We start from the raw sequence: 23574 nt of genomic DNA on the forward strand, positions 1-23574 counted from the left end.
AATACCCGGTCCCATCCCGAACCCGGAAGTCAAGCCCTTCAGCGCCGATGGTACTGCAACCGAGAGGCTGTGGGAGAGTAGGACGCCGCCGGACATAACTTTGCGCAGGGCCACCTCTTCGGAGGTGGCCCTGCTGCCATTTACAGCGACTTTCGATGCGGTGTTTCGAGCTTGTCGAGATGCGCTGTATCGAGCCTGTCGAGATGAATGTGAAGGTCTCTTCGCGCCACGCCCGGTTGACGTGGGCAGCGGCGCGAGGTCCAATGTCATAGTTGCAGTCCGAACAAACCATCTCGAACAAGGAGTTCCCATGGTCAAGAAGCTGCTCATCGCCGCCGTCGTTGCCGTGGGTCTCGGCGTGGCCATCAAGCTGGTCACCAGCCGCTGATCCAGAGCTTCTCCAGCTGCCCGGTGCCCTCGAGGTGCCGGGCAGCTGTCATTTGGCGCCCTGAGAGGCTTCCTCGCCCGGCGTGACCGAATCAGCAGGAGCGATGGGTTCCTCCTTGGGGAGGTCGACCTCGGCCAGCGACCGGCGAGCACCGGGGATGGCGAGGATGCCGGCAACCATGAGGAAGAGCAGCAGGCCGGCGAGGACAAGCAGGAACTCGACCGAGAACTGATCTGCGAGCGGGCCGAAGACCACCATGGAGAGTGGCATGGCGACCGACATGACGATGCCGACGATGCCGAAGACGCGCCCTTGCATCTCCGGCTCGACGCGCTCCTGGAGGATCGTCATCGCGGGCGCGCTCAGTGCGGAGAAGGACACCCCGATCAGCAGGCCGAAGACGAAGAACACCCACATGTTCGTGGAGACCCCGAGTCCGACGACGAACAGTCCGATGAGGACGACAGAGCCGACCATCAAGCGCATCCGGTGGATGATCTTGGGCCCGAAGACGGCCATGGCGGCACCGCCGACCAGCATGCCGAAGCCCCAGAACAGCTCGTTCGCGGTGAGCTTCCAGACCTCGTCACCGAAAGTACGGGTGACCATGAGTGGGGTGAGGTAGGAGGGGGCTCCGACCATCACCATGACGAGCGTGAACAGGACCAGGATCCAACGCACGTGCGCATGGGTCGAGACGTACTTCAGGCCGGCGCGGAGGTCTCCGAAGTAGGAGACCTTCCCCTGGTCGGGACGCACGATACGGGCGACCGGGACGAGGGCGAGCAGGCCGACGCCGATCAGGGCCGTGACGGCGTCGATGAAGAAGACGGCGACGATGTCCATGCTGGCGTAGATGACCGCGGCGAGCGCCGGAGCCAGGAGTGTCATCGCGGACTGGATGGTCTGGAAGGCTCCGTTGATCCGGAGCAGCTGGGACTCCGGCGCGATCTGCGGAATCATCGCCGTCACGGCAGGCATCTGGATGCCGGCGAAGATCGAGCGGATGGCCAGGGCGAGATAGATGATCCAGAGGTCGTCGATCCCGCTGGCCATCAGGCCGGCCAGGATCAGGGTGGCGACCGCGATCGTGGCGTCGGAGCCCATGATCAGGAACTTGCGGTGATGCCTGTCGGCCCAGACGCCGCCGAAGATGGACATGAACGCCTGCGGGAGCATCCCGAAGACGAGGCTCAACATCAGCACCGACCCGGACCGGGTCTCGATGGTGAGGTGCCACATCACGGCGTACATCACCAGCATCGAGCCGAGCAGGGAGACCGTCTGGCCGGCGAGGAAGATCGCTGCGTTGCGCCTCCAGCCGGGAAGCTCGTCGGCGGGCATGCTGAACAGCCTTGACCTGGATGCGGAACGCGTCAACCGACTTTGGTCTCCGCGAGGGCTACACGAGGATCAGCGGTGGGCCGTGGTGGCTGGAGCGGGCGAGCACGTCGCCGTCGAGGCTGAGCGCGGGACCGTCGGTGCGGATGTCCCAGCCCGAGGCCGTCTGCGCCGGCGGGACACCTTCCATGCTGACGTGGGCGATGGGCAGGCCGCCACGAGCCTCGGTGACGGCAGCGCGTACGCCAGTGCGTACCTCGATCGGCCAGTACTGCTCCGTGATCGACTGCCAGACGACCGTGAGCACATCCCCGTCGGTCGGTTCGCTGAGCCTGTCCTTCAGCCATGTGTCGGCCGACCCGACGTCGACGGCGGGCGGCTCGCCGGCCGCGACCTGCAGCGCACCGGCGAGGCGGGCGTGACGATCGACCTGATGCGGCCACACGAACGAGGTCAGGTATTCGCGGCCGGCCGCGGTGGAGACATCGACCGGGGCGAGATCGCAGCCGCGGCGTGCGACGACCTCGAACGGAACCGGGTTGACCCCTGCGCACTGGGTGTCGATGGTCAGTGGGCTGTCCGTGGGACCGTACGCCCAGTCGTCGCCGTGGAAGCGGTAGCGGTCGACGAGCAGGTTGAGCCCGGCCGAGGCGCCCGGCTCGAGCAGCCGGATGCGGTGCAGGCCGGTGCGGCGTACGGCCTCGAAGATCCCGATGAGGAGGCATGCGGAGCGGCCCACCTCGTTGGTCTGGGGCGCCACCTCCAGACCTGCGCGGAGCTCGTCGACGTGTGCTGCGACCACCTTCTCGAACAACGGCCAGACGGTGACGTACGAGTCGTTGCCTCCGAGGTTCGGATAGAACCGCTCGAGCTCGGGAGCGTCGCCGCGCAGGACGATGCGGTGCAGAGCCGCCAGGAGGCGCAGCTGCACGGCATCGGCACGGGAGGCGTCGAGGTGGTCCCGGCAGATCTCGGCCACAGCACCACCCGCGTCGAGGTCGTCAGCGAATCGGTCGAGCAGCCAGCCGTAGAGGTGCTCCTCATGGCCGAAGTGATCTCTGAACAGCTCGGAGAGAGTCGCCATGGGCACATCCAAGCACTGACAGATGCTTGCGAGTCTAGGTAAGGTAAGCCTTACTTAAATGGAAACGGAGCTTCGCATGGGATTCGACGACGGCCGGAAGCTGAAGGGCGTGTACGCGGCCGAGGTGCTGCACAACAAGCAGGTCACGCCGCACATGGTGCGGCTCACCTTGGGAGGCGATGATCTGCGACGGTTCCCGCAGCGCGGCTTCGACCAGTGGTTCCGGCTCTTCCTGCCGCGGCCGGGCGGACAGGCCACCAACTTCGACGCGGTGCCCGAGAAGCTCGGGACGATCGACTACCTCAAGTACCTGAGGCACGGGGACCGGCCGCCGCTGCGCAACTACACCGTGCGCGAGCACCGGCCCGAACTCGGTGAGATCGACGTCGACTTCGTCGTGCACGGGGATCTCGGGATCGCGGGCCCTTGGGCGCGTACGGCACAGCCCGGGGAACAGGTCGTGCTCATGGATCAGGGCACGGGCTTCGACTTCGCTCCGGACGCGTCGTTCCACCTGCTCGTCGGCGACGAGTCGGCCCTTCCGGCGATCGTCGGGATCCTTCGAGACATGCCTCGCGACGCGCGCGGCCTGGCGATCATCGAGATCCCGGACATGGCCGACGTCCAGGACGTCTCCGGGCCCGAGGGGGTCGAGGTGCGGTGGCTGGCTCGAGGTGACTCCGCCGAGCAGCCCGGGACGCTGGCGATCGCCGAGGTGAAGGCGTTCACTCCCGAGGCGCCGGCAACGCTCTCGGCCTACCTCGTCGGTGAGCGGACGATCCCGGCCGAGGGACGGCGCCATCTGGTGTCGCTCGGGGTGCCCAAGTCGCGGATCACCTTCGTCGGCTACTGGCGGATCGGCAAGGCCCAGGCGTAGAGCCTGGCGCCCGCCGATCCGACCGGTGCCTCGGAGCTCAGCCGAACAGGTCCTGGATGGAGGTGCGGACCTGGTCGAAGGCGAGCCAGGCGAAGAGCAGGGCGCAGATGATGAGGCCGATGTTGGAGACCCACTTGTTGCGCCACTCCGCGGGGGTGTGGCTGGTGTTGAGGAGCCAGAGCAGGGTGACGGCCAGGAACGGCATGAAGAACGCGCCCAGGACTCCGTAGATGAGGATCAGCCAGGCGGGCTCGTCGGCGAGCAGGAGCCAGATCATCGGCGGGAAGGTGAGCCAGAGGATGTAGGAGCGGTACCAGAGGCCGCCACTCTTGGCCTCGGGCTCGTCCGCCCGTCCGCGAATGGTCCCCATGAAGTCCGCGAACATCAGGCTGACGCCGTTCCAGACACCGACGAGCGAGGACATCGCCGCGGCCCAGAAGCCGATCAGGAAGAGCTTGCCGAACCAGTCGCCGTAGCGGTCGGCGAGAACCTTGGACAGGTCGAGCATGCCCTGGTCGCCGGTGCCGATGGCGATGTTGGCGGAGTAGAGCAGCTCGGCGCCGACGATGAGGGTGGCGACCACGAAGATCCCGGTCACGACGTACGCGGTGATGTTGTCGATCCGCATCACGCGCATGAAGCCTGGGGTGCTCCAGCCCTTCTCGCGCAGCCAGTAACCGTAGGCGGCCAAGGTGATGGTGCCGCCGACGCCGCCGGCGACGGAGAGGAGGTTGACCAGCGAGCCCTCGGGGATGGTCGGGGCCAGGCCCTTGAGCAGCTCGGGGAGGTTGGGCAGGGTGACGAGCGCGGCGCCGACCATGGTCACGAACATGATTCCCACCAGCACGGCGAGGAACTTCTCGAAGAGTCCGTAGCGGCCGGCCCACACGATGGCGAGACCGATCAGGCCGGACAGGATGCCCCAGAACTTCACGGACGCGAACGAGAACAGCGCCGCCAGCGAGAGCCCGGTGCCGGCCATCGCCGCGGCTCCGTAGATGAAGCCCCAGATCACGATGTAGGGACCGAAGTAGATCGACGTCCAGATGCCCAGACGTCGCCAGCCCTGGAAGATCGTCTCGCCGGTCGCCAGGCTGTAGCGCCCGGCGCCTTCGACCAGCACGACCTTCAGCACACATCCGACGATGACGGCCCACAGCAGCGCGTAACCGTACTTGGTACCGGCGATCAGGGTGGCGATCAGATCGGCCGCGCCGACACCGGTGGCGGCCACCACGAGGCCGGGCCCCAGGATCCGCCAGCGCGGGGTTTCGGACGTCTCGGTGCTCGCTACGTTCGACATGACCGACAGGTATACCCCGTTTTAGGGAAGATCAGCGACTTTTTGCCGAAGGACGGCCCGCTCGCGGTCGTTCGTGCACATGTTCGCCGCCCGCTCAAGCTCCGTGCGCGCCTCGACGGTTCGGCCCAGCCGGCGCAGCAGCTCTCCGCGTACGGTCGGGAGGAGATGGGTGTGGTCGAGCCGCTTGTCCTCCGCGATCCGGTCGACGATCTCCAGGGCTCGCAGCGGTCCGTGGGCCATCGCCACCGCCACGGCGCGGTTGAGGTCGACGATCGGGTTCGGTGCGATGCGGCCCAAGGCCTCGTAGAGGACGATGATCCGCTCCCAGTCGGTGGTCTCGACCGAGTCGGCGACCGCATGGGTGGCCGCGATCGCGGCCTGGAGCCCATAGGGTCCGAGGCCTCGTGGGGTCGCCTGCTCGAGGGCGGCCACGCCGCGGCGTACGGCACCTTGGTCCCACCTGGCGCGGTCCTGGTCCTCGAGGAGGACCGGATCACCGGCAGCATCGGTGCGGGCCGGGAAGCGGGAGGCGGTCAGCTCCATGAGCGCGAGCAGACCGTACGCCTCCGGCTCGTCGGGCAGCACGCCGATCAGCACCCGCGTCAGTCTCCGTGCCTCGCGCGCGAGGTCGGTGCGGATCAGATCCTCGCCGGACGTGGCGGTGGAGCCCTCGGTGAAGATCAGGTAGAGGACGTTGAGCACGCCCGCCAGACGCTGCCGCCGCTCGTCGGGCGAGGGCACCTCGAAGGGGACCTTCGCGGCCGCGATCGTCTTCTTGGCACGGGTGATCCGGGCCTGGATCGTCGGCACCGGCACCAGGAACGCCCGGGCGATCTCCTCGCTGCTGAGGCCGCCGACGACCCGGAGCGTGAGCGCCACCCGGGCCTCCTTGGACAGCACCGGGTGGCAGGAGACGAACATCAGCGCGAGGACGTCGTCATCGATCCGCTCGATGTCCAGCTCGTCGTCGTACGCCTCGTCCTGGCCGTGGGCGATCGCCTCGTACTTCTCGCGCTGGACCCCGGCACGGCGGATGGTATCGATCGCCCGCCGCTTGGCGGTGGTCATCAGCCAGCCGACCGGGTTGGCCGGCTGGCCGTCGCGGGGCCAGGCGACCAGCGCCTCCGCGAGGGCCTCCTGGGCCGCGTCCTCGGCGAGGGCGAAGTCGCCGGTGTAGCGCGCGAGCGCGCCGACGATGCGGGCGGACTCGATGCGCCAGATCGCCTCGACGGCGCGCGTCGCGTCTTGCATTGATGTCTCCTGCCGGTGTCAGCCGTCAGAGCTGACCATTCTTGGTCCGCCAGTCGAGCTCCTTCTGGATCCACGGGTTGTCCTGCGGAAACTCGTCGATCGTCGGCACCCGGCGGATCTCGACCGCGGAACCGGGGAAGTAGCTGAGCCGCTTGCCCCACTCGACCGCCTCCTCCTTCGAGGCGACCGAGATCAGGTAGAAGCCCCCGAAGAGCTCCTTGGTCTCTCCGTAGGGACCGTCGGTGACCACCGGCGGCTCCTCGGCGTCGGCGTAGGTGACGACCGTGTGCTCCTCGGGGTCGAGCCCCTCCATGGCGAGCAGGACGCCGGACTTGATGAGCTCGTCGTTGAGCTGACCCATCTTCTCGAGCATCTGCTCGAAGGGGATCTCGGCCATCGCGGCGTTCTGCTTGTCCTCGTCGATGGTGCGCCAGATCAGCATGTACTTCGGCATCTCGGTTTCTCCTGTGTCGGTCGGGCCGTCTTGCCGGCCCGTTCACCCCTTGGTCGAACGAGGTCTACGCGGGATCGACAACCCTGCCAAGAATATTTCTATGGAAGTTTCGCGCGTGGGTAGGTTGGGACCGTGAAGATCTCGCTGTGGCCCAACCTCGTCTTCCCCACCGCCGACATCCTCGCCGAGGCGCAGGCCGCTGACCAGGCTGGTTGGTACGGCGTCTGGGTCGCCGACCACTACATGCCCAACACCGGCTCCGAGGAGGTGGCCGACGGGCCGATGCACGAGGTCTGGGGGATCCTCCCGGCGCTGGCCGCGACCACCCGGAACGTACGCATCGGACCTCTGGTCTCCCCGACGACGATCCACCATCCGGCGCTGCTCGCGAACCGGTCCGCGACGATCGACCACATCGCGGGTGGGCGGTTCGTGCTCGGGATGGGTGCCGGCTGGCAGATCAACGAGCACAAGGCGTACGGCATCGACCTGCCGGGCGCGAAGGTGCTCGTCGACCGGTTCGAGGAGGCGATCGAGGTCACCCGGTCGCTGCTCGACAAGCCGCGTACGACCTTCGAGGGGACCCACTTCCAGCTCGCTGACGCTCCGTGCGAGCCGAAGCCGGTGGCCTCTCCGCTGCCGATCCTGGTCGGTGCCAAGGGCCCGCGGATGCTGCGGGTCGTCGCCCGGTACGCCGACGAGTGGAACACCTGGGGCACACCGGAGAGCGCCGGCGCTGTGCGGGCCAAGCTCCTGGAGGCGTGCGAGCAGGTGGGTCGCGATCCCGGGACGATCAGGACGACCACCAACTTCATGCTCGACCTGGACGGCGCGAACCCGGGCTTCGCCAGGACGCAGACCGGATCGACGGGCGAGCTGCAGGACTTCGTCGGTCGCTACGTCGAGGCCGGGTTCGACGAGTTCATCATGCCGACGTGGAACCTCGGCGAGACCGGCGCCGAGCGGATCGAGCGGGCTGCGCAGCTCAAGGCCGAGGTTCTCGACCCTGCTCTCTAGCTCGGGCGGGCGAGGATCGCACTGTTGATCACGTCGGTCCCCGGGGCATCGACCTCGGGGTCGGCCTCGGCGACCACCGTCAGTCCGACCAGCGCTTCGGGGCCGACCTGCGGGTAGAGCAGCGTACGCAGCCCCCGAGCGCTCCGCGCCAGGACGAGGCCGCCCGGGGCGAGAGCGGTGACCGCCTTGTCGAGCACCGCGGCTTTGGCGGCATCGTCGGACCCGACCAGGCCGGCGAGGAGCACGACGTCGGCGGGGCGCGGTGGCGTGGCGGCGGAGGCTTCGGCGTGCTCGAACGTCACGCCGACGGCACCCAGACGTCCGAACACGGCGGAGGAGAGCCGGATCGCCTCGGCGTCGTGGTCGACGCAGTGCACCGCGATGCCCTGGTCGGCCAGACAGAGCGCGGTCAGGGGAAGCGGCCCGGAGCCCAGAAGCAGCACGTGCCGTGGGACGGTGCCCTGGCGGCGTACGGCTGCCAGCTCCATCTCCACGAGGAGCCGGTAGTTCTCGCGGTAGGGGAAGCGGGCGAAGGCCGTCGCGGGGTCAGCGGCGCGCGAGATCTGGTGTGCCCAGGCCCGCTCGAGCGCGTGCTCGCCGGCGGACGCGACCGATCGGAAGAGGTCCGGTGAACGTGACGGCGGCAGCGCGGCCAGCACGGTGTCGGCCTCCGGCTCGGGCACGCTCAGCACCGCGGTCACCAATCGGTTGAAGAGCGCGTCGACGACGATTCCGGGCTCCAGTGACGGCTGGTCGAGCAGGTCGTCGAGAGTGGAGACGAGACGTTCGTCGATGGCTTCGAACGTTCCCGGATTCACAACCGGTCACCCTTCCACATCGGTGACGGCCGCTGCAGAGTGTTCCGCCGGGGAGCCCGCTCCGCGGCACGGAAGTCGCGACGGTCCGGGCGCGTCGCCTCACCCGTATCGCAGGTGTCGGCGGCCCACTTCTGGGACGATGTAGAACTACGCCACTCGGCTCCGACGTATCCCCGTAAGCACGCCTACGGTAGGCGCCGACGAAAGGGAAGAGTCATGAAGTACGTCATCCTGATCCACTCCAACCCGCAGCCGTGGGGTCACCCGACGGGTGACTTCATCCCCGAGTTCCAGTCGCTGCCGCAAGCCTCTCGGGAGAAGCTCAACGCGGCCTTCGAGGGGATCATGGAGGAGCTCTCGGCCAACGGTGAGCTCATCGGCGGGCAGGCGCTCGCGGATCCGGCCTCGGCCAAGCTCTACCGGTGGGAGGCCGGCGAGCCGATCTCCACGGACGGCCCCTACTCCGAGGCGAAGGAGCATCTGGCCGGCTTCTTCCTGATCGACGTCGAGTCCCAGGAGCGAGCCGAAGAGGTCGTACGCAGCTTCAGTGGCCCCGGTGAAACGGTCGAGCTGCGGCCGGTGGCAACCTACTGACATGACGGTCACGGGAGTCGAGGACGTGTGGCGGCAGGAGTCCGCCCACGTCCTCGGTGCCCTGCTGCGGGTCCATTCCGACCTCCCCGACTGCGAGGACGCCGCGCAGGAGGCGCTGATCGCCGCCAGCCAGAAGTGGCCGTGCGACGGGCTGCCGGCCGACCCGCGGGCCTGGCTGATCCGGGTGGCTCATCGGCGCCTGATCGACCAGCTGCGCGCGGACACTGCCCGGACCCGGCGCGAGGTCGCCGACGGGATCGCCCGGCGGCTCGACGACCCCGACCCGGCCGCCGTGGAGATCGGGTCGGCCTACGACGACTCGCTGCGGCTGATGATGATGTGCGCCCATCCCGCGTTGCGCCGTCCCTCCCAGGTGGCGATCACGCTGCGGTGCGTGGGCGGTCTGACGACGTCGGAGATCGCGGCTGCGTACCTGGTGCCGGAGGCGACCATGGGGCAGCGGCTCAGCCGGGCGCGGGCGACGCTGAAGGACGAGGAGTTCTGCTCGCCGGCGCCGGACGAGCTGGCCGAGCGGATCGCCTGCGTGCTCGACGTCTGCCACCTGATCTTCAACGAGGGCCATACCCGCACCAGCGGTCCGGAGCTGCAGGGCGTCGAGCTCACCGACGAAGCGATCCGGCTGACCCGGATCGTGCGCGGCGTGCTCCCGGAGCACGACGAGGCCACCGGCCTGCTCGCGCTCATGCTGCTGACCCAGGCCCGCTCGTGCGGTCGCGTCGACCACCTCGGCGACCTGATCCCGCTCAAGGACCAGGACCGCTCGCAGTGGGACCAGGAGCTGATCTGCGAGGGGGTCGCACTGCTGGAGGACGTTCTCCCCGAGGGGCCGGTGGGTCGCTACCAGCTGCAGGCGGCGATCGCCGCGGTCCACGCCGAGGCGGAGTCGTACGAGGCCACCGACTGGCTCCAGATCAACCTGCTCTACGGGATGCTCGCGCAGGTCGCGCCCTCGCCCGCGGTCACGCTCAACCGGGCCGTCGCCGTGGCGATGAGCCTCGGCCCCGAGCACGGGATCGAGATCGTACGCGACCTGCTGGAGCACCCGGCGATGCAGCGGCACCATCGCGCCCATGCCGTGCTGGCGCACCTGCTCGAGCAGTCCGGCGACGTCGCGACGGCTCGGGAGCACTACGTGCTGGCGGCCCGGCTGACCCGAAGCGTGCCGGAGCAGCGCTACCTGAACCGCCGGGTCGAGGCGCTCGACCAGATGTGACGGCTCGGCGCTGACGGATCACATCTGCACGACCCCGTCGATGACGAGGATGATCCCGAAGATCGCGAACAGCGCGGCGGCGCCGTACTTGATCACGTTCTCGGGGAGCTTGCGGCCCAGGAGCGCACCGACACCGATGGCGAGCGCATCGGCGGCGACCATCCCGACCGTGGAGCCGATCCAGGTGCCGAGCCAGCCCTCCTGAGTGGCCAGGGTGATCGTCGCGAGCATCGTCTTGTCGCCGAGCTCGGCCAGGAAGAACGCGATACCGACGGCGATGATCGCCATGCCCCGGCTGTCGCGGGCCTTCTTCGCCTCGTCCTCGGTGAGCTCGTCGCCGCGCAGGGTCCACCCGGCGAAGAACAGGAAGGCGACTCCCGCGACGATGGTGATGTAGTGCTGGTGCTCGGCGAAGGCGTCTCCGATGAGGGCTCCGATGCCGACCGAGGCGAGATGGACGATCGCGGTGGCTGCGGTGATCCCGATGATCACGTCTCGAGCCCGGTAACGGGTGGCGAAGGTCATCGCCATGAGCTGGCTCTTGTCGCCGAGCTCGGCGACGAAGATGACCGCGGTCGAGAGCAGGAAGGCGTACACAGGGTTCCTCTCCGGCGCCGGCCGGAGGCATCCCATGAGGAGTGGACTGTCCTTCGACCAGCACCGTCACGTAGATATACGGGTGCTTGGTCGAAGGTCTCGTCCGCCACTGTCGTGGCCGATCGCGCCGGGCCCGGGGGCCAGTGTGTCGACGCGACTGTTGAGGACTACTCCCCTTCGCGGAGCCAGTCTAGGCCAGAGGCCTGACGCCGGCTCACTCGGGCCGTCCGCGGCCCGTTCGCCGAATTCCCTCGGTGAGGTTCCGATCGTGGTTAGGCTGAGTTCATGGACGAGGCCGGGGTGCGCGCGGTCCTCTTCGACCTGCACGACACGCTCGTCCCGAGCGGCCATGCTGCCGAGCACCACGCGGTGGCCCGAGGGATGGGCGCGGATCTCGGAGTCGACCCCGATGCGTTCGCGGCCGCGGTCGCGGACACCTTCGACGAGCGCGTACGCGGACTGATGGCCGATGTGCACCACACCGTGCGCTACCTGGCCCGACGGGTCGGCGGGTCGCCGACCGAGTCGCAGGTGCAGAGTGCGATCACCCGGAGGATGAACTACTCGCTCTCCCTGCATGCCGCGACCTGGGCGCTGCCTGCGCTCAAGTCGCTGCGCAAACGAGGGTTCAAGCTCGGCCTCGTCGCCGACTGTGGGGCGGAGACGGTCGCGATCTGGCCGCAGAGTCCGCTCGCGGAACACCTGGACGCCGTCTCGTTCTCCTGCCAGACCGGCGTACGCAAGCCGGACTCGGGTGCCTACCTCGTCGCCGCGGCGGCGCTCGAGGTGCGGACCGACGAGTGCGTCTATGTCGGTGACGGTGCCGACCAGGAGCTCAGCGGGGCCGAGGCGGTCGGGATGCGAGCCGTGCGGTTCCGGGCCAGGGCGCCCGAGGAGCTCGGAGATGGGGTCGCGGTCGACCTGGATCCCGAGTGGAGCGGGCCGACCATCAGCGACCTGGGCGAGCTCATCGGGATGATCGGCATCCCGATTCCACGCGAAGGGTCCGAATCGCGGACGTTCGTGTCCGGCAATGTGGTGCCGTGGGGTTCGAAGAGATCGTCGCGCTGATCCCGGGCTGAGGCCGGTGCTCGACCGGTGGGTGTCCCCGGACGACGGTCGGACGTGGGGTCAGGGTCCCATCCCGGAGGGCCGATGTCAGCCGATCCAGGGATCCGCCGGCCCTTTCGGTCCGCTCCTCGGCACGGTGCCGGGATGCCATCGGAATGGTGTCCTATATCACACCACGCCTGTTACCTGTCTTTTGACAGGTTGTGTGCCCGTCAGGCTGGTCACCTCTTCGAGGTGATCGCTCCATCAGGCGGCACCGCACGCGGGAAATCGGCAGCAAATGGTCCTTCCCCCCTAGCGGGGTCCAGCCGAAAACGGTAAGAATCGATCGACCGACAGGGAAGAAATTCTCCGACTCCGACCCCCACATTTCGGACTCAGGTTTCCAACAGTCTTGGTTTGCCCCCGACGCCCTTGACCTACATGCTTACCTGTCAGTCGACAGGTTAATCATGCTTCAAGGAGGACCCGGGTGGCGCTAGCTGCAGACCACAGCACGGACACGGTGCTGAACGCACGGGCAGACGCTCGCGCGCAAGGGGGGCAGGTCAGCGACTGGATGCCGTACCTACCGGCATCGACGAGCCCGTTCGCTCCGGACGGCGTCGATCCGGAGAGCCTGACCTGGGCCGAGACGGTCGCGCCCGGCAGCTACACCCACAAGGTCCTGGCCCGCGGCACGCGGTTCCGGCTCGAGGACCCGACCGGTGAGGCCTGCGCCCACACCCTCGTCTACAACGCGCTCGAGCCGACCGAGCGGCTGAATGTCGCCGACACCCAGAAGATCCCGTGGCAGGCCTACCTCGGCGCCGGCCACCCGCTGCTCTCCGGTGACGGCCGGGTGCTCGCGACGATCCTCTCCGACACCTCCGGCCAGCACGACGCGTTCTGCGGGACGAGCACCGCTGCCTGGAACGCGCTGCGGTACGGCACCGCGCTGCCCGAGGGGCCCGCGCCCGCCGGCCGTGACCTCTTCGTGAAGGCCGCCGCCAAGCACGGGCTCGGGCCGGCCGACGTACCTCCTTCGGTCTCGTTCTTCCAAGGCATCCGGGTGGCGGAGGACGGGAGCTTCGACTGGTCGGGCTCCTCGGGCGCCGGGACCGCGGTCGAGCTCGTGGCCGAGCTGCCCCTGCTCGTGCTGATCGCCAACGTCCCGCACCCGCGGGACCCACGTCCGGAGTACATCGTCGGGCCGCTGCGCGTGCACGCCTGGCGTACGCCGGAGACCCATCCCACGACCCCGGCGGATGAGCGTTTCGACGCCTCTCCCGAGGTGCGGCGGGCGTATCTGAACACACTCGACTATGCGGAGGCTCGGGGCCTGTGACTACCACGATCGACAACCCGGTGATGAGGCCTGTGACGACCGTTCCCGTCCCTGTGACCACCTATCTGACGCCTGACGGGCAGCTGGTCTCCAGCGTCCCGGTCGGGGCGTCGTACGCCGACGGCACTCACCTGGAGTGGGGTGACCCGCTGGTGCCGGGTGCCGTCGTGCTGGACGAGCAGGTGGCTCCGCGGGCCTCGTGGTCGGGCGTCGTACGTGCCGGGCAGGTGTTGACGATCGTCGATGTCGGTGGCAACCAGTCGGGTGACTGCCTGCTCTACAACGCGGACCACACCGACGAGCGCTACAGCGCTCCGGACACGCTCGCGTGGCAGGACAACGCCTACATCCGCACCGGGACCGTGCTGCGCAGCAACCTCGGTCGTGCCCTGATGACCGTCGTCGACAACGAGATCGACCGCCAGGACACCATCGGTGGCGCCTGCTCGCGCGAGTCCAACACGCTGCGCTACGGCCACCACGTGATGTATCACCACGGCTGCCGGGAGAACTTCCTGACCGAGGGGGCCAAGCACGGGCTCGGGATGCGCGACATCGTCTCGAACATCAACTGGTTCATGAACGTGCCGATCGAGGAGGACGGTGCCCTCGGCATCGTCGACGGCATGTCGGCGCCCGGCAGACGGGTCGCGCTGCGTGCCGAGATCGACACGCTCGTCCTCATCTCCAACTGCCCGCAGATGAACAACCCCTGCAACGACTTCAACCCGACGCCGCTGCGGATGATCGTCACCGAGCCCGATGTCGACTACGAGGTCGGCCAGTGAGCGGTGATCCATCCTTCGACACCGTCCTGGTCGCCAACCGAGGGGAGATCGCCCGCCGGGTGATGCGCTCCGCGCGCGAGCTCGGGATGCGTACGGTCGCGGTCTTCTCCGAGGCCGACCGGGCGGCACCACACGTGCGGGAGGCCGACGAGGCCGTCTGCCTGGGTTCCGCGCCCGCACGGGACTCCTATCTCCGTGGCGACCTGATCATCGAGGCTGCCCTGCGCACCGGCGCGGGGCTGCTCCACCCCGGCTACGGGTTCCTGTCCGAGAGCGCCGCCTTCGCCCGGGAGGTGGAGGCGGCGGGACTTAGGTTCGTCGGTCCGACGCCCGATCAGATCAGCGCGTTCGGGGAGAAGCACTCGGCCCGCCGCCTCGCGGAGAACGCCGGGGTGCCGATGCTGGCCGGCTCGGGACTGCTCTCCGGTCCGGACGAGGCGGCCGAGGAGGCGGCCCGGATCGGGCTGCCGGTGATGGTCAAGGCGACCGGCGGCGGTGGCGGCATCGGGATGACCGCGTGCAGCTCGGAGTCGGACGTGAGGGTCGCGTTCGAGCGGGTCGCCCGGCTCGCCCAGACCAGCTTCGGGACCGCCGGGGTGTTCCTGGAGCGCCTCGTGCGGCCCGCCCGTCACGTCGAGGTGCAGGTCTTCGGCGACGGCGAGGGCCAGGTGGCCGTGCTCGGCGACCGCGACTGCTCGCTGCAGCGCCGCAACCAGAAGGTGATCGAGGAGGCGCCCGCGCCTTCCCTCCCCGAGCACGTACGCACTGTCCTGCACGACTCCGCACGCCAGCTCGCCAAGTCGGTCTCCTACCGCTCGGCCGGGACCGTGGAGTTCGTCTACGACCCGGGCCGCGAGCAGATCTCCTTCCTGGAGATGAACACCCGCCTCCAGGTCGAGCACGCCGTCACCGAGCAGGTGATGGGCATCGACATCGTCGCGCTCATGCTGCGCCTGGCCCGCGACGGCGTCACCGCCCTGCCCGACGAGCTCTTCCGCAGGTGCCCCGCACCCCAGGCGTACGCCGTCGAAGCACGGGTCTACGCCGAGGACCCGGCCAAGGACTCGATGCCGTCGTCCGGCCTGGTCACGCGCGCGCTCCTGCCGGAGCCGACCGACACCGTCAGGGTGGACTCCTGGATCGAGACCGGGCTCGAGGTCTCGCCCCACTACGACCCGCTGCTCGCGAAGGTGATCGCCACCGGCGCCACCCGCGAGGAGGCGCTCGACACGCTGGGCTCAGCGCTGGCCAGGACCCGGATCGACGGGATCGTCACCAACGTCTCTGCGCTGCGCGCGATGACGACGTACGCCGAGCTCCGCTCGGCCACGCACTCGACCTCGACCCTGACCGAACGCGTCAAGGCCGGCAGCGGCAGCGACCCTGATCCACGCATCGACGTGCTCGACCCGGGCGTGCTCACCACCGTCCAGGACCTTCCCGGCCGGGTCGGCTACTGGCAGGTCGGCGTGCCGCCTTCGGGTCCGTTCGACCCGGTCTCCTTCGCCGAGGCCAACCTGGCCGTCGGCAACGACCGCGGTGCCCCGGGTCTCGAGGTCACGGTGCCGCTGGCGACCGGCCGGGCGACGGCCGGCGGGCCGACGCTGGTCTTCTCCGATCCCGCCGTCGTCTGCGTGAGCGGTGCCCCCATGCCGGTCAGCGTCGACGGCGTCCCTGCCCCGCAGTGGGAGCCGATCGAGCTCCCCGCGGGGGCGACGTTGAAGCTGGGCCGCACCGACGGGCCGGGGCTGCGGACCTACATCGCGGTCCGGGGTGGCTTGGACGTACCCGAGTATCTGGGCAGTGCCTCGACCTTCACGCTCGGCGGGTTCGGCGGGCACGCCGGACGTACGCTCCAGCGCGGTGACGTGCTCCGGCCGGGGACAGCCGTCGACCCGCAGGCACAGCCCGCGGCGACCCCGGTGTCGCGGCGGCCGGCGCTGACCAACACCTGGGAGATCGGCGTCACCGAGGGGCCGCACGGTGCCCCGGAGTTCTTCACCCGTGCCGACCTGGACCAGCTCTACTCGACGAGCTACCAGGTGCACCACAACTCGGCTCGCACCGGCGTTCGCCTGATCGGGCCGAAGCCGACCTGGGCCCGGGCCGACGGCGGCGAGGCGGGGCTGCATCCCTCGAACATCCACGACACGCCCTACACGGTGGGTTCGCTCGACTTCACCGGCGACACCCCGATCATCCTCGGCCCGGACGGGCCGTCGCTGGGAGGGTTCGTCTGCCCGGCGGTGGTCGCCAGCGGCGAGCTGTGGAAGATCGGGCAGCTGCGACCCGGCGACACCGTTCGGTTCGTGCCGGTGCGGGAGGGCAAGGCCGCCGGCCTGGTCAACCACCGGGCCTCCCTGACGGTTGCCGGAGGTGCGGGTGGCGACGGCGACGACGGCGTGCTGGGCAGGCTGCCCCGGACGCCGGCGCGGCCCGAGGTCACCTATCGGCGCAGCGGGGACAACTCCGTGCTGGTGGAGTACGGGCCGATGACCCTCGATCTGGGTCTTCGGATGCGCGTTCACGCGCTGCAATCGGCCCTGGCCGAGCACGCGCCCGCCGGCATCATCGACGTCACGCCCGGGATCCGATCGCTGCAGGTGCACACCGACTCCTCGGTCCTGCGGGCCGGCCAGGTCGCGGGGCTGCTGCGTGAGCTGGAGGAGGACCTCCCGGCCACGTCGGAGCTGACCGTGCCCTCGCGGCGGGTGCGGCTGCCGCTCTCCTGGGACGACCCGGCGACCCGGGAGGCGATCGAGCGCTACACCGCAGGCGTACGCGACGACGCACCGTGGGCGCCGTGGAACATCGAGTTCATCCGCCGGATCAACGGACTCGCCTCGGTCGAGGAGGTCCATCGGACCGTCTTCGACGCGACGTACCTCGTGCTCGGGCTGGGAGACGTCTATCTGGGGGCGCCGGTCTCGACGCCGCTGGACCCGCGGCACCGGCTGGTGACGACCAAGTACAACCCGGCCCGCACCTGGACCGCGGAGAACTCCGTCGGCATCGGCGGTGCGTACATGTGCATCTACGGGATGGAGGGGCCGGGCGGATATCAGCTGGTCGGACGGACGACGCAGGTGTTCAACCGTTTCCGGCGCTCCACATCGTCCGGCGGGCTCTTCCACGACGACCCCTGGGCGCTGCGGTTCTTCGACCGGATCGAGTGGTATCCGGTCTCAGCGGCCGAGCTGCTGGAGCTGCGGGCGGAGGTCGACGCCGGGCGGGGTGAGTTCGAGACCGAGGAGGGCACCTTCTCGATCAAGGAGTACGACCGCTTCCTGAGCGCCAACGAGGACTCGATCGCAGCCTTCCGTGACCAGCAGTCCGCCGCCTTCGAGGAGGAGCGTCAGCGCTGGATGGCGGCAGGTGAGTTCGACATCTGCGACCGCATCGACGCGCGGGGCGAACCCACGGAGGTCGAGGTCCCGGAGGGGTGCGTGCAGGTGACCGCGCCGTTCACCTCGACCGTGTGGAAGGTGGTCGCGAGCCGCGGCGCGCGGTTGACCCAGGATGCCCCGCTGATGGTCGTCGAGGCGATGAAGATGGAGGCCAGCGTCCCGGTCCCGGTCTCCGGCGAGGTGGTCGAGGTCTACGTGAAGCCGGGCGAGCAGATCGTCCCGGGACAGGTCATCGCCGCGGTGCGGCCGCTCGACGGGCTCGGGTCTTGATCCACTCCCTTCCGGACGGTGCGGTCGCCCGCGCCACCGAGGCCCTGGACCGCATCGAGGCATCGGATCGGCCGGAGATCTGGATCTCACTGCGTACACGTGACGACCTGCTCGAGGAGGCCGCCGCGATCGATGCGAAGGTGGCCGGCGGCGAGATCCTGCCGTTGGCCGGACGCCTGCTGGCGGTCAAGGACAACATCGACGTCCGCGGCCTGCCGACGACCGCCGGAGCGCCCTCGTTCGCCTACCCGCCCACGGCTGACGCCACAGCCGTCGCCCGTCTGCGGGCGGCCGGGGCGCTGGTTGTGGGAAAGACCAACCTGGACCAGTTCGCGACCGGTCTGGTCGGCACCCGCAGTCCGTACGGAGCGGTCCGCAACGCCTGGGATCCGAACCGGATCTCGGGCGGATCCTCGTCGGGCTCGGCGGTCGCGGTCGCCCTCGGCCTGGTCGACCTCGCGCTGGGGACCGACACCGCGGGCTCCGGCCGGGTGCCGGCGGCGCTCAACGGCATCGTCGGGGTGAAGCCCTCGCGCGGACTGGTGCCGGTCACCGGTGTCGTGCCGGCCTGCTACACGCTCGACTGCGTCACCGTCTTCGCCCGCGATCTCGGGTCCGCGCGTGCGGCCGCGGAGCTGATGGCCGGTCCCGACCCGTCGGATCCGCTGTCGCGTACGTTGCCGGCGGATGCCGGGCTGCCGCCCGTGCCGAGGGTGGCGGTGCCGGCCGGCGAGCATCTCGACGGGCTCGCTCCGGGCTGGGCCGACGCCTTCCGGGCTGTGGTCGCGCGGCTGGCCGCTGCTGGGATCGAGATCGTCGAGACCGACATCTCGCCGTTCCTCGAGGCCGCCCGGCTGCTCTACGACGGCGCCTTCGTCGCCGAGAGGTACGCCGCGGTGGGCTCCCACCTCGAAGCCAACCGCGACCTCATCGGGACCGGTCTGGACCCGACGGTCGCCGCGATCGTGCTCGCCGGGGCATCGGCCACTGCAGCCGACTGGGCACGCGACGTGGCTCACCTGGCGCGCCTGGGAGCGGCGGGGAGGGAGGCCCTGGTGGGTTGCTCGGCGTTGCTGACGCCGACGACGACGTGGCATCCGACGCTGGCCGAGGTGGCTGCGGATCCGGTCGGCGCGAACGCGCGCCTGGGCCGGTACACGAACTTCGCGAACCTGCTCGACATGGCCTCGCTCGCGGTCCCGGCCGGCCAGGTCGGCGGGCTGCCCTTCGGGGTGATGCTGACCGGGGCCGCAGGCAGCGACCGCACCCTCGCCGCGCTCGGCCACACGCTGCTCAGTCCCAGCGTCGATCTCTTCGTGGTCGGTGCGCACCTGTCGGGACAGCCGCTCAACCACCAGCTGGTCGAGGCCGGCGCGACGCTGCTGCGCCCGGTGTCGACCTCGGCCGACTACCGGCTGTTCGCGCTCGAGACCGTGCCGGCCAAGCCCGGACTGGTCCGCGTGGGTGGTCCCGGGAGCGGGGTGTCGATCGAGGGCGAGCTGTGGCGCGTCCCGGCCGCGGGCTTCGGGACATTCGCGGGTGGCGTACCTGCTCCGATGGTCATCGGAAAGGTCACGTTGTCGGACGGCTCCTCGGTCTCGGGATTTCTCGTCGAGCCATTTGCAGTCGAAAGGGCTGCCGATATCTCGGCGCACGGAGGTTGGCGTCGTTACCGGTCTGAGCAGGGCCTTTAACGTTCAGCGTGGATGTCTGTTACGGGACCGGGGTCATTCCTCCAGGTGGCACATGACTCTGTTCACGGGCCGAAACCCCAGTCACACTGGGCAGAATTCCGCCAGCATTATCGCCCCGGGAGGATGCTGTGCCGCGCCTGATGATTCGTCGTGCCTTACACTTTGTTGACAGCGAATTCAACCCTCCTGTGGGACTTTCGACTCTGTTCTTTAGGGGAAGAAGACTCTTTCGAATCTTCCCCGAAACTCGGGAGGCCGCTTAGATGGCGTACATGACAACTAGGCGTTCTCGGCCCGGCCGCCCCAGGCATGTGCCCGATTCGGGTACTGCCTCACCCCGTGACCAGATCCTCGATGCTGCTGCGCGACTCTTCGTGTCCCAGGGCTTCGCGGCGACGTCCACCCGCGAGATCGCCGACCATGTCGGCATCCGTCAGGCCTCTCTCTATTACCACTTCGCGGGCAAGGACGAGATCCTCGTCGAGCTGCTCCGTAAATCGGTCCGTCCGACCACGGACAAGGTCGACAAGATCCGCAATCAGGTGCCGCCGCTCGATTATGAGACGGCGCTTTATCTGCTGGTTCTCGTCGACGTACGCACGCTTGCCGATGTGGACCACAACGTCGGCATGCTCTACATGCTGCCGGACGTGACCAACGGCGAGGTCTACACCGAGTTCCGCCAGGAACACGAAGAGCTCGCTGCCGCCTATGCCGATCTGGCCAGCAAGGTGGCCTCGGAGAAGGTGCTGGAGGGGGTCAGCCTGAAGCAGCTGGGCAACATGCTCATCCAGCAGGTCGAAGGTGTCATCAGCATGCGCGCCGAGATGATCACCACCGACACGGTCCGGAGGATCACGTGCCCGGAGGCGTGGGCGATCGCTTCCTCGTGCCTGCGGATCTGCGGCGTCAGCCAGGACAAGATCCAAGCCGCGAACGCGGTCGCCGTCGAGATGCTCGACGACTTCCTCGAGGACAGGGTTCGCGAGCCCGCCTGAGAAGTCAGGCAGACAAAGACGGTAACTGGTGGGTAGGGCTTGCGCGTGTGAGTTGCCCTGTTGAGGCTTGAACGACACACTTTCCGAGCCCGTTGCCCGCTTCCCCACCGCGAGGACCCCCACACGTGTGCATTGACCCTTCCGGAGGCCTTTGATGGCCCGGAAGCAGACAGCCATTCTCTCCGTCACCCGCGGGGTCACGACGCTCAACGGCCTGGTGGTGGATCGTCCGTGGGGTGAGGACCCGCATCAGGCAGGCATCCGCGCCGTGCGGGAACAGCTCGCCGGCCCGAGTCGCAAGCCCGTCCAGGTCGTAGCCACCGACGACGAGGCCCGCGTCCGGATGGTCGTCCATCCCGACGGACACGTCACCGACGTCGAGACCCTCGAGGTCTTCGGGAGCTACGCCTCGCCTGACGACGTACCCGGCGCGGCCTGGCTCCCCGCCGGTGCCGGGCCCGTGATCGTCCAAGGCATCGTCGAGCCGGATCCGGATCCGGATCCGGAGCCTGAACCCGAGCCGTACGTGCCGCCTGTCCTGGCCGTTCCGGCGCCTGTCGTCGAGCCACCTGAGCCCGAGCCGGAGCCCGAGCCGGAGCCCGAGCCCGAACCCGAACCGGAACCTGAGCCCGAGCCAGCGCCGCCGCCGGCACCAGCGCCGCCGGTGCCTGCACCGGAGCCGGAAGCGGACCCCGAGCCAGAGCCCGAACCTGGCGGTGGACCCCCCGCCAGGCGGGTCGTCGCCGGACCGTTGGTGCCGCTGCACCACTTGGAATCGGCCCCTTACCGTCGGTCGCGGATGACGCGTCGCGGCCGGGTGGTGCTGGTCGTCCTCGCCGTCCTGCTGCTGATCCTGATCTACGAGGTCGTACGCGGCGTCGTGACCGGTTCGGACGCGGACCCGTCCGACAAGAAGGAGCCGCAGAGCCAGCAGTCGGCGCCGAGCGCAGGGGCCAGCGACGAGGCGCCGTCGGAGAAGCCCTCGCCGAGCGCGTCGGCATCCTCGGTCAGTGTCGAGCCGACGCCGACACCGACACCGACGCCTATGCCGACCAAACCGACCAAGAAGCCCGCGCCCGAGCCGACCAGGACGTTGTCGGTCGAGGCGATCGCGATGACCGAGGCGATCGGGCTGCGGATCGACGCCAGCAGGCTGCCGGTGACGGCCACGATCGCGATGGATCCGTGGGGTGCGCCGGAGCGGTTCACGCGTACGGTCACGATCACCGAGCCCGACCAGCTCGTCGTGGTCAAGCCGGTCGCCTCCGGGCATGCGGAGTGGAGTGTGCGGGTCGAGGGTGCCAAGAAGGTCACCGGCTACACGCACTCGTGGCCCAAGGGTGATCGCGAGTTCGTGCGGCGCTGACCTGCCTGGGCTGAATTGCTACCACGGTCGGATGTGGCGGCCTCCGGCGCGGCGTACGCTGCATGAGAACGTGTTACTGCGCCTCGGAGGTCTCGCATGCCGCTCAAGATCACGCCGCCCGCCGGCGCCGGCTCGATTGCCGGCCGGACGCTGGGCCGGACGCTGGGGACGGTGGAACGCACCGCCAAGCAGGGCGTGCGCTGGGCGCTGGGCCACGGGTTGCCGCGTACGGCCATCGTCCGGTCCGCCCGGAAGGGTGACCTCCAGGGCGACCTGATCCTGAGCGGGCCCGGGTCGCACACCTTCGACCTGGTCGACCTGTTCGAGGAGTTCCGTGCCCGCGGGCCGCTCTACCAGGGCGGGTTCAGCCATCTGGCGGTCGACCACGAGGTCATCAAGGAGGTGCTGACCAGCAACGACTTCATCACCGGGTTCTTCGCGCCCGACGAGTCGGGCGCCGGTCTGCTGGCGAGGGCGGCGAGCTGGTCGGCCAGCGACGTCTTCGCCCCGCTCCAGCCGCCGTCGCTGCTGGCGACCGAGCCGCCGGAGCACACCCGCTACCGCAAGCTCGTCACCCGGGTCTTCACGGTGCGCGCTGTCGAGAAGCTGCGCGCCCGGACCGAGGAGATCGCCCGAGAGCTGCTCGACGACCTGGAGAAGGAGGCCGCCTCAGGCGCCGACGTCGATCTGGTCACCCGCTACTGCGGGCTGCTGCCGATCACGGTGATCTCCGAGGTGCTCGGTGTCCCCGTCGACCTGCGCGAACGCATGCTCGAGCTCGGCAAGGGCGCGGCGCTGAGCCTCGACATCGGCCTGGGCTGGCGCACCTTCCGCGACATGGAGGCCTCCCTGGAGGAGTTCGACACCTGGCTCCGGGGCCACCTGGAGTATCTCGCCGAGCACCCCGGTGACGACCTGCTCAGCCAGCTCGTCGCCCTCCGCGACGACGGCGACCGACTCAGCGAGCGGGAGCTGAGGGCCATCGCCGGGCTGGTCTTCGCGGCCGGCTTCGAGACCACCGTGAACCTGATCGGCAACGGCATCGCGCTGCTCCACGACAACCCAGCTCAGCTCGAGGTGCTCAAGGCGCAGCCCGACCTGTGGTCGAATGCCTCCGACGAGATCCTGCGCCTCGACCCGCCCGTGCTGCTCACCGGGCGGGTCGCCCGGCGTGACTCCACCATCGCCGGCCAGGCGATCCCGCGGGGCACGATCATCAACACCGTGCTGGCCGCCGCCAACCGTGACCCGGCCGTCTTCACCGACCCGCACACCTTCGACGTCACCCGGGAGAACGCCCGCGACCACCTCTCCTTCTCCAGCGGCCGCCATTTCTGCCTCGGCGCCGCCCTGGCCCGGATGGAGGGCGAGATCGGCCTCCGGCTCCTCTTCGAGCGCTTCCCCGGCCTCGAGCTCGTCGGCGACCGTGAGCGCCACCCCACCCGCATCCTCCGGGGCTACTCCCACCTCCCCGCTCGTCTCTCCTGACCGCCGAGACGTCAGGTACGTGGGGGGGGGGGGGGGCGGGGGGGGGGGGGGGGCCGCGCGGGGGGGGGGGGGGGGGGGGGGGGGGGGGGGGGGGGGGGGGGGGGGGGGCCCGCGGGGGGGGGGGGGGGGCGGGGGGGGGCGCCCCCCCCCCGCCGGCGGCCCCCCCCCCCCCCCCGGCCCCCCCCCCGCCGAGCTCCATGAGCAGAC

General features: G+C 69.4%; 19 protein-coding genes and 1 rRNA gene. 13 read left to right on the forward strand and 7 right to left on the reverse strand.

All coding sequences use genetic code 11. The annotated features are described in order from the left end of the window. Positions 1–94 (forward strand): 5S ribosomal RNA (rrf, locus tag ACIRON_RS30670); the annotation flags it as partial. Positions 95–436: 342 nt separating this feature from the next. Here rrf and ACIRON_RS30675 read toward each other — a convergent pair. Both ACIRON_RS30675 and ACIRON_RS30680 read right to left on the reverse strand, forming a co-directional pair. Beyond that, positions 437–1732 carry an MFS transporter gene (locus ACIRON_RS30675; protein WP_402999167.1) on the reverse strand — a complete coding sequence of 432 codons (1296 nt, stop codon included), beginning with the start codon at positions 1730–1732 and terminating at the stop codon, positions 437–439. 58 nt (positions 1733–1790) lie between these two features. Next, positions 1791–2813, reverse strand: a complete 1023-nt coding sequence (locus tag ACIRON_RS30680; protein ID WP_402999170.1) for a DUF2332 domain-containing protein — start codon at positions 2811–2813, stop codon at positions 1791–1793. Between the two features lie 76 nt (positions 2814–2889). Between ACIRON_RS30680 and ACIRON_RS30685 the strand changes: the two genes are divergently transcribed. Continuing rightward, on the forward strand, positions 2890–3690 hold the full coding sequence (locus ACIRON_RS30685; protein ID WP_402999173.1) for a siderophore-interacting protein: 801 nt from the start codon (positions 2890–2892) through the stop codon (positions 3688–3690). A 37-nt stretch (positions 3691–3727) separates the two neighbouring features. Here the strand turns inward: ACIRON_RS30685 and ACIRON_RS30690 are convergent, their stop codons facing one another. Genes ACIRON_RS30690 through ACIRON_RS30700 form a run of 3 tightly spaced genes read right to left on the reverse strand, consistent with a single transcriptional unit; the run spans position 3728 to position 6698 of the window. Beyond that, positions 3728–4993 (reverse strand): Nramp family divalent metal transporter, encoded by a 1266-nt coding sequence (locus tag ACIRON_RS30690; RefSeq protein WP_402999176.1) that lies wholly within the window; start codon positions 4991–4993, stop codon positions 3728–3730. Between the two features lie 21 nt (positions 4994–5014). Beyond that, positions 5015–6244 (reverse strand): RNA polymerase sigma factor, encoded by a 1230-nt coding sequence (locus ACIRON_RS30695; RefSeq protein ID WP_402999179.1) that lies wholly within the window; start codon positions 6242–6244, stop codon positions 5015–5017. 25 nt (positions 6245–6269) lie between these two features. Beyond that, complete coding sequence (locus ACIRON_RS30700) at positions 6270–6698, reverse strand: YciI family protein (protein WP_402999182.1); 429 nt, start codon at positions 6696–6698, stop codon at positions 6270–6272. Positions 6699–6830: 132 nt separating this feature from the next. Between ACIRON_RS30700 and ACIRON_RS30705 the strand changes: the two genes are divergently transcribed. Continuing rightward, a complete protein-coding gene (locus ACIRON_RS30705) occupies positions 6831–7715 on the forward strand; it encodes an LLM class flavin-dependent oxidoreductase (RefSeq protein WP_402999185.1) in 885 nt (294 codons plus the stop codon). On the opposite strand, the gene ACIRON_RS30710 is transcribed toward ACIRON_RS30705, so the two are convergent. Then, on the reverse strand, positions 7712–8533 hold the full coding sequence (locus ACIRON_RS30710) for a nicotianamine synthase family protein (protein ID WP_402999188.1): 822 nt from the start codon (positions 8531–8533) through the stop codon (positions 7712–7714). The genes ACIRON_RS30705 and ACIRON_RS30710 overlap by 4 nt on opposite strands. Positions 8534–8749: 216 nt before the next feature. Between ACIRON_RS30710 and ACIRON_RS30715 the strand changes: the two genes are divergently transcribed. Continuing rightward, the gene (locus ACIRON_RS30715) at positions 8750–9127 is read left to right on the forward strand and encodes a YciI family protein (RefSeq protein WP_091044421.1); all 378 of its coding nucleotides are present in this window, start codon (positions 8750–8752) and stop codon (positions 9125–9127) included. A 1-nt stretch (position 9128) separates the two neighbouring features. After that, positions 9129–10361 (forward strand): RNA polymerase sigma factor, encoded by a 1233-nt coding sequence (locus tag ACIRON_RS30720; protein ID WP_402999191.1) that lies wholly within the window; start codon positions 9129–9131, stop codon positions 10359–10361. An 18-nt stretch (positions 10362–10379) separates the two neighbouring features. On the opposite strand, the gene ACIRON_RS30725 is transcribed toward ACIRON_RS30720, so the two are convergent. Further along, positions 10380–10958, reverse strand: a complete 579-nt coding sequence (locus ACIRON_RS30725) for a TMEM165/GDT1 family protein (protein ID WP_402999194.1) — start codon at positions 10956–10958, stop codon at positions 10380–10382. Positions 10959–11243: 285 nt separating this feature from the next. Between ACIRON_RS30725 and ACIRON_RS30730 the strand changes: the two genes are divergently transcribed. From ACIRON_RS30730 to ACIRON_RS30765, 8 genes are all read left to right on the forward strand, one after another. Then, entirely contained in the window at positions 11244–12029 is a 786-nt protein-coding gene (locus tag ACIRON_RS30730; RefSeq protein ID WP_402999197.1) for an HAD family hydrolase, read from the forward strand. Between the two features lie 472 nt (positions 12030–12501). Beyond that, positions 12502–13356: an urea amidolyase associated protein UAAP1 gene (locus tag ACIRON_RS30735; RefSeq protein ID WP_402999200.1), complete on the forward strand. Its 855-nt coding sequence runs from the start codon at positions 12502–12504 to the stop codon at positions 13354–13356. Then, positions 13353–14144 carry an urea amidolyase associated protein UAAP2 gene (locus ACIRON_RS30740; protein ID WP_402999203.1) on the forward strand — a complete coding sequence of 264 codons (792 nt, stop codon included), beginning with the start codon at positions 13353–13355 and terminating at the stop codon, positions 14142–14144. Before ACIRON_RS30735 ends, ACIRON_RS30740 begins: the two co-directional genes overlap by 4 nt. Beyond that, entirely contained in the window at positions 14141–17821 is a 3681-nt protein-coding gene (gene uca / locus ACIRON_RS30745; RefSeq protein WP_402999206.1) for an urea carboxylase, read from the forward strand. Before ACIRON_RS30740 ends, uca begins: the two co-directional genes overlap by 4 nt. Then, positions 17818–19515, forward strand: a complete 1698-nt coding sequence (atzF, locus tag ACIRON_RS30750; protein WP_402999209.1) for an allophanate hydrolase — start codon at positions 17818–17820, stop codon at positions 19513–19515. Before uca ends, atzF begins: the two co-directional genes overlap by 4 nt. Before the next feature lie 272 nt (positions 19516–19787). Continuing rightward, positions 19788–20513 (forward strand): TetR/AcrR family transcriptional regulator, encoded by a 726-nt coding sequence (locus tag ACIRON_RS30755; protein ID WP_402999212.1) that lies wholly within the window; start codon positions 19788–19790, stop codon positions 20511–20513. A gap of 154 nt (positions 20514–20667) precedes the next feature. Next, positions 20668–21879, forward strand: coding sequence for a hypothetical protein (locus ACIRON_RS30760; RefSeq protein WP_402999215.1), 1212 nt, complete (start codon positions 20668–20670; stop codon positions 21877–21879). 96 nt (positions 21880–21975) lie between these two features. Next, positions 21976–23367, forward strand: coding sequence for a cytochrome P450 (locus ACIRON_RS30765; protein WP_402999218.1), 1392 nt, complete (start codon positions 21976–21978; stop codon positions 23365–23367). The last annotated feature ends 207 nt before the right edge of the window (positions 23368–23574 follow it).

Source organism: Nocardioides sp. NPDC101246 (assembly GCF_044767415.1).
In the GTDB taxonomy this organism is placed as follows: Bacteria; Actinomycetota; Actinomycetes; order Propionibacteriales; family Nocardioidaceae; genus Nocardioides.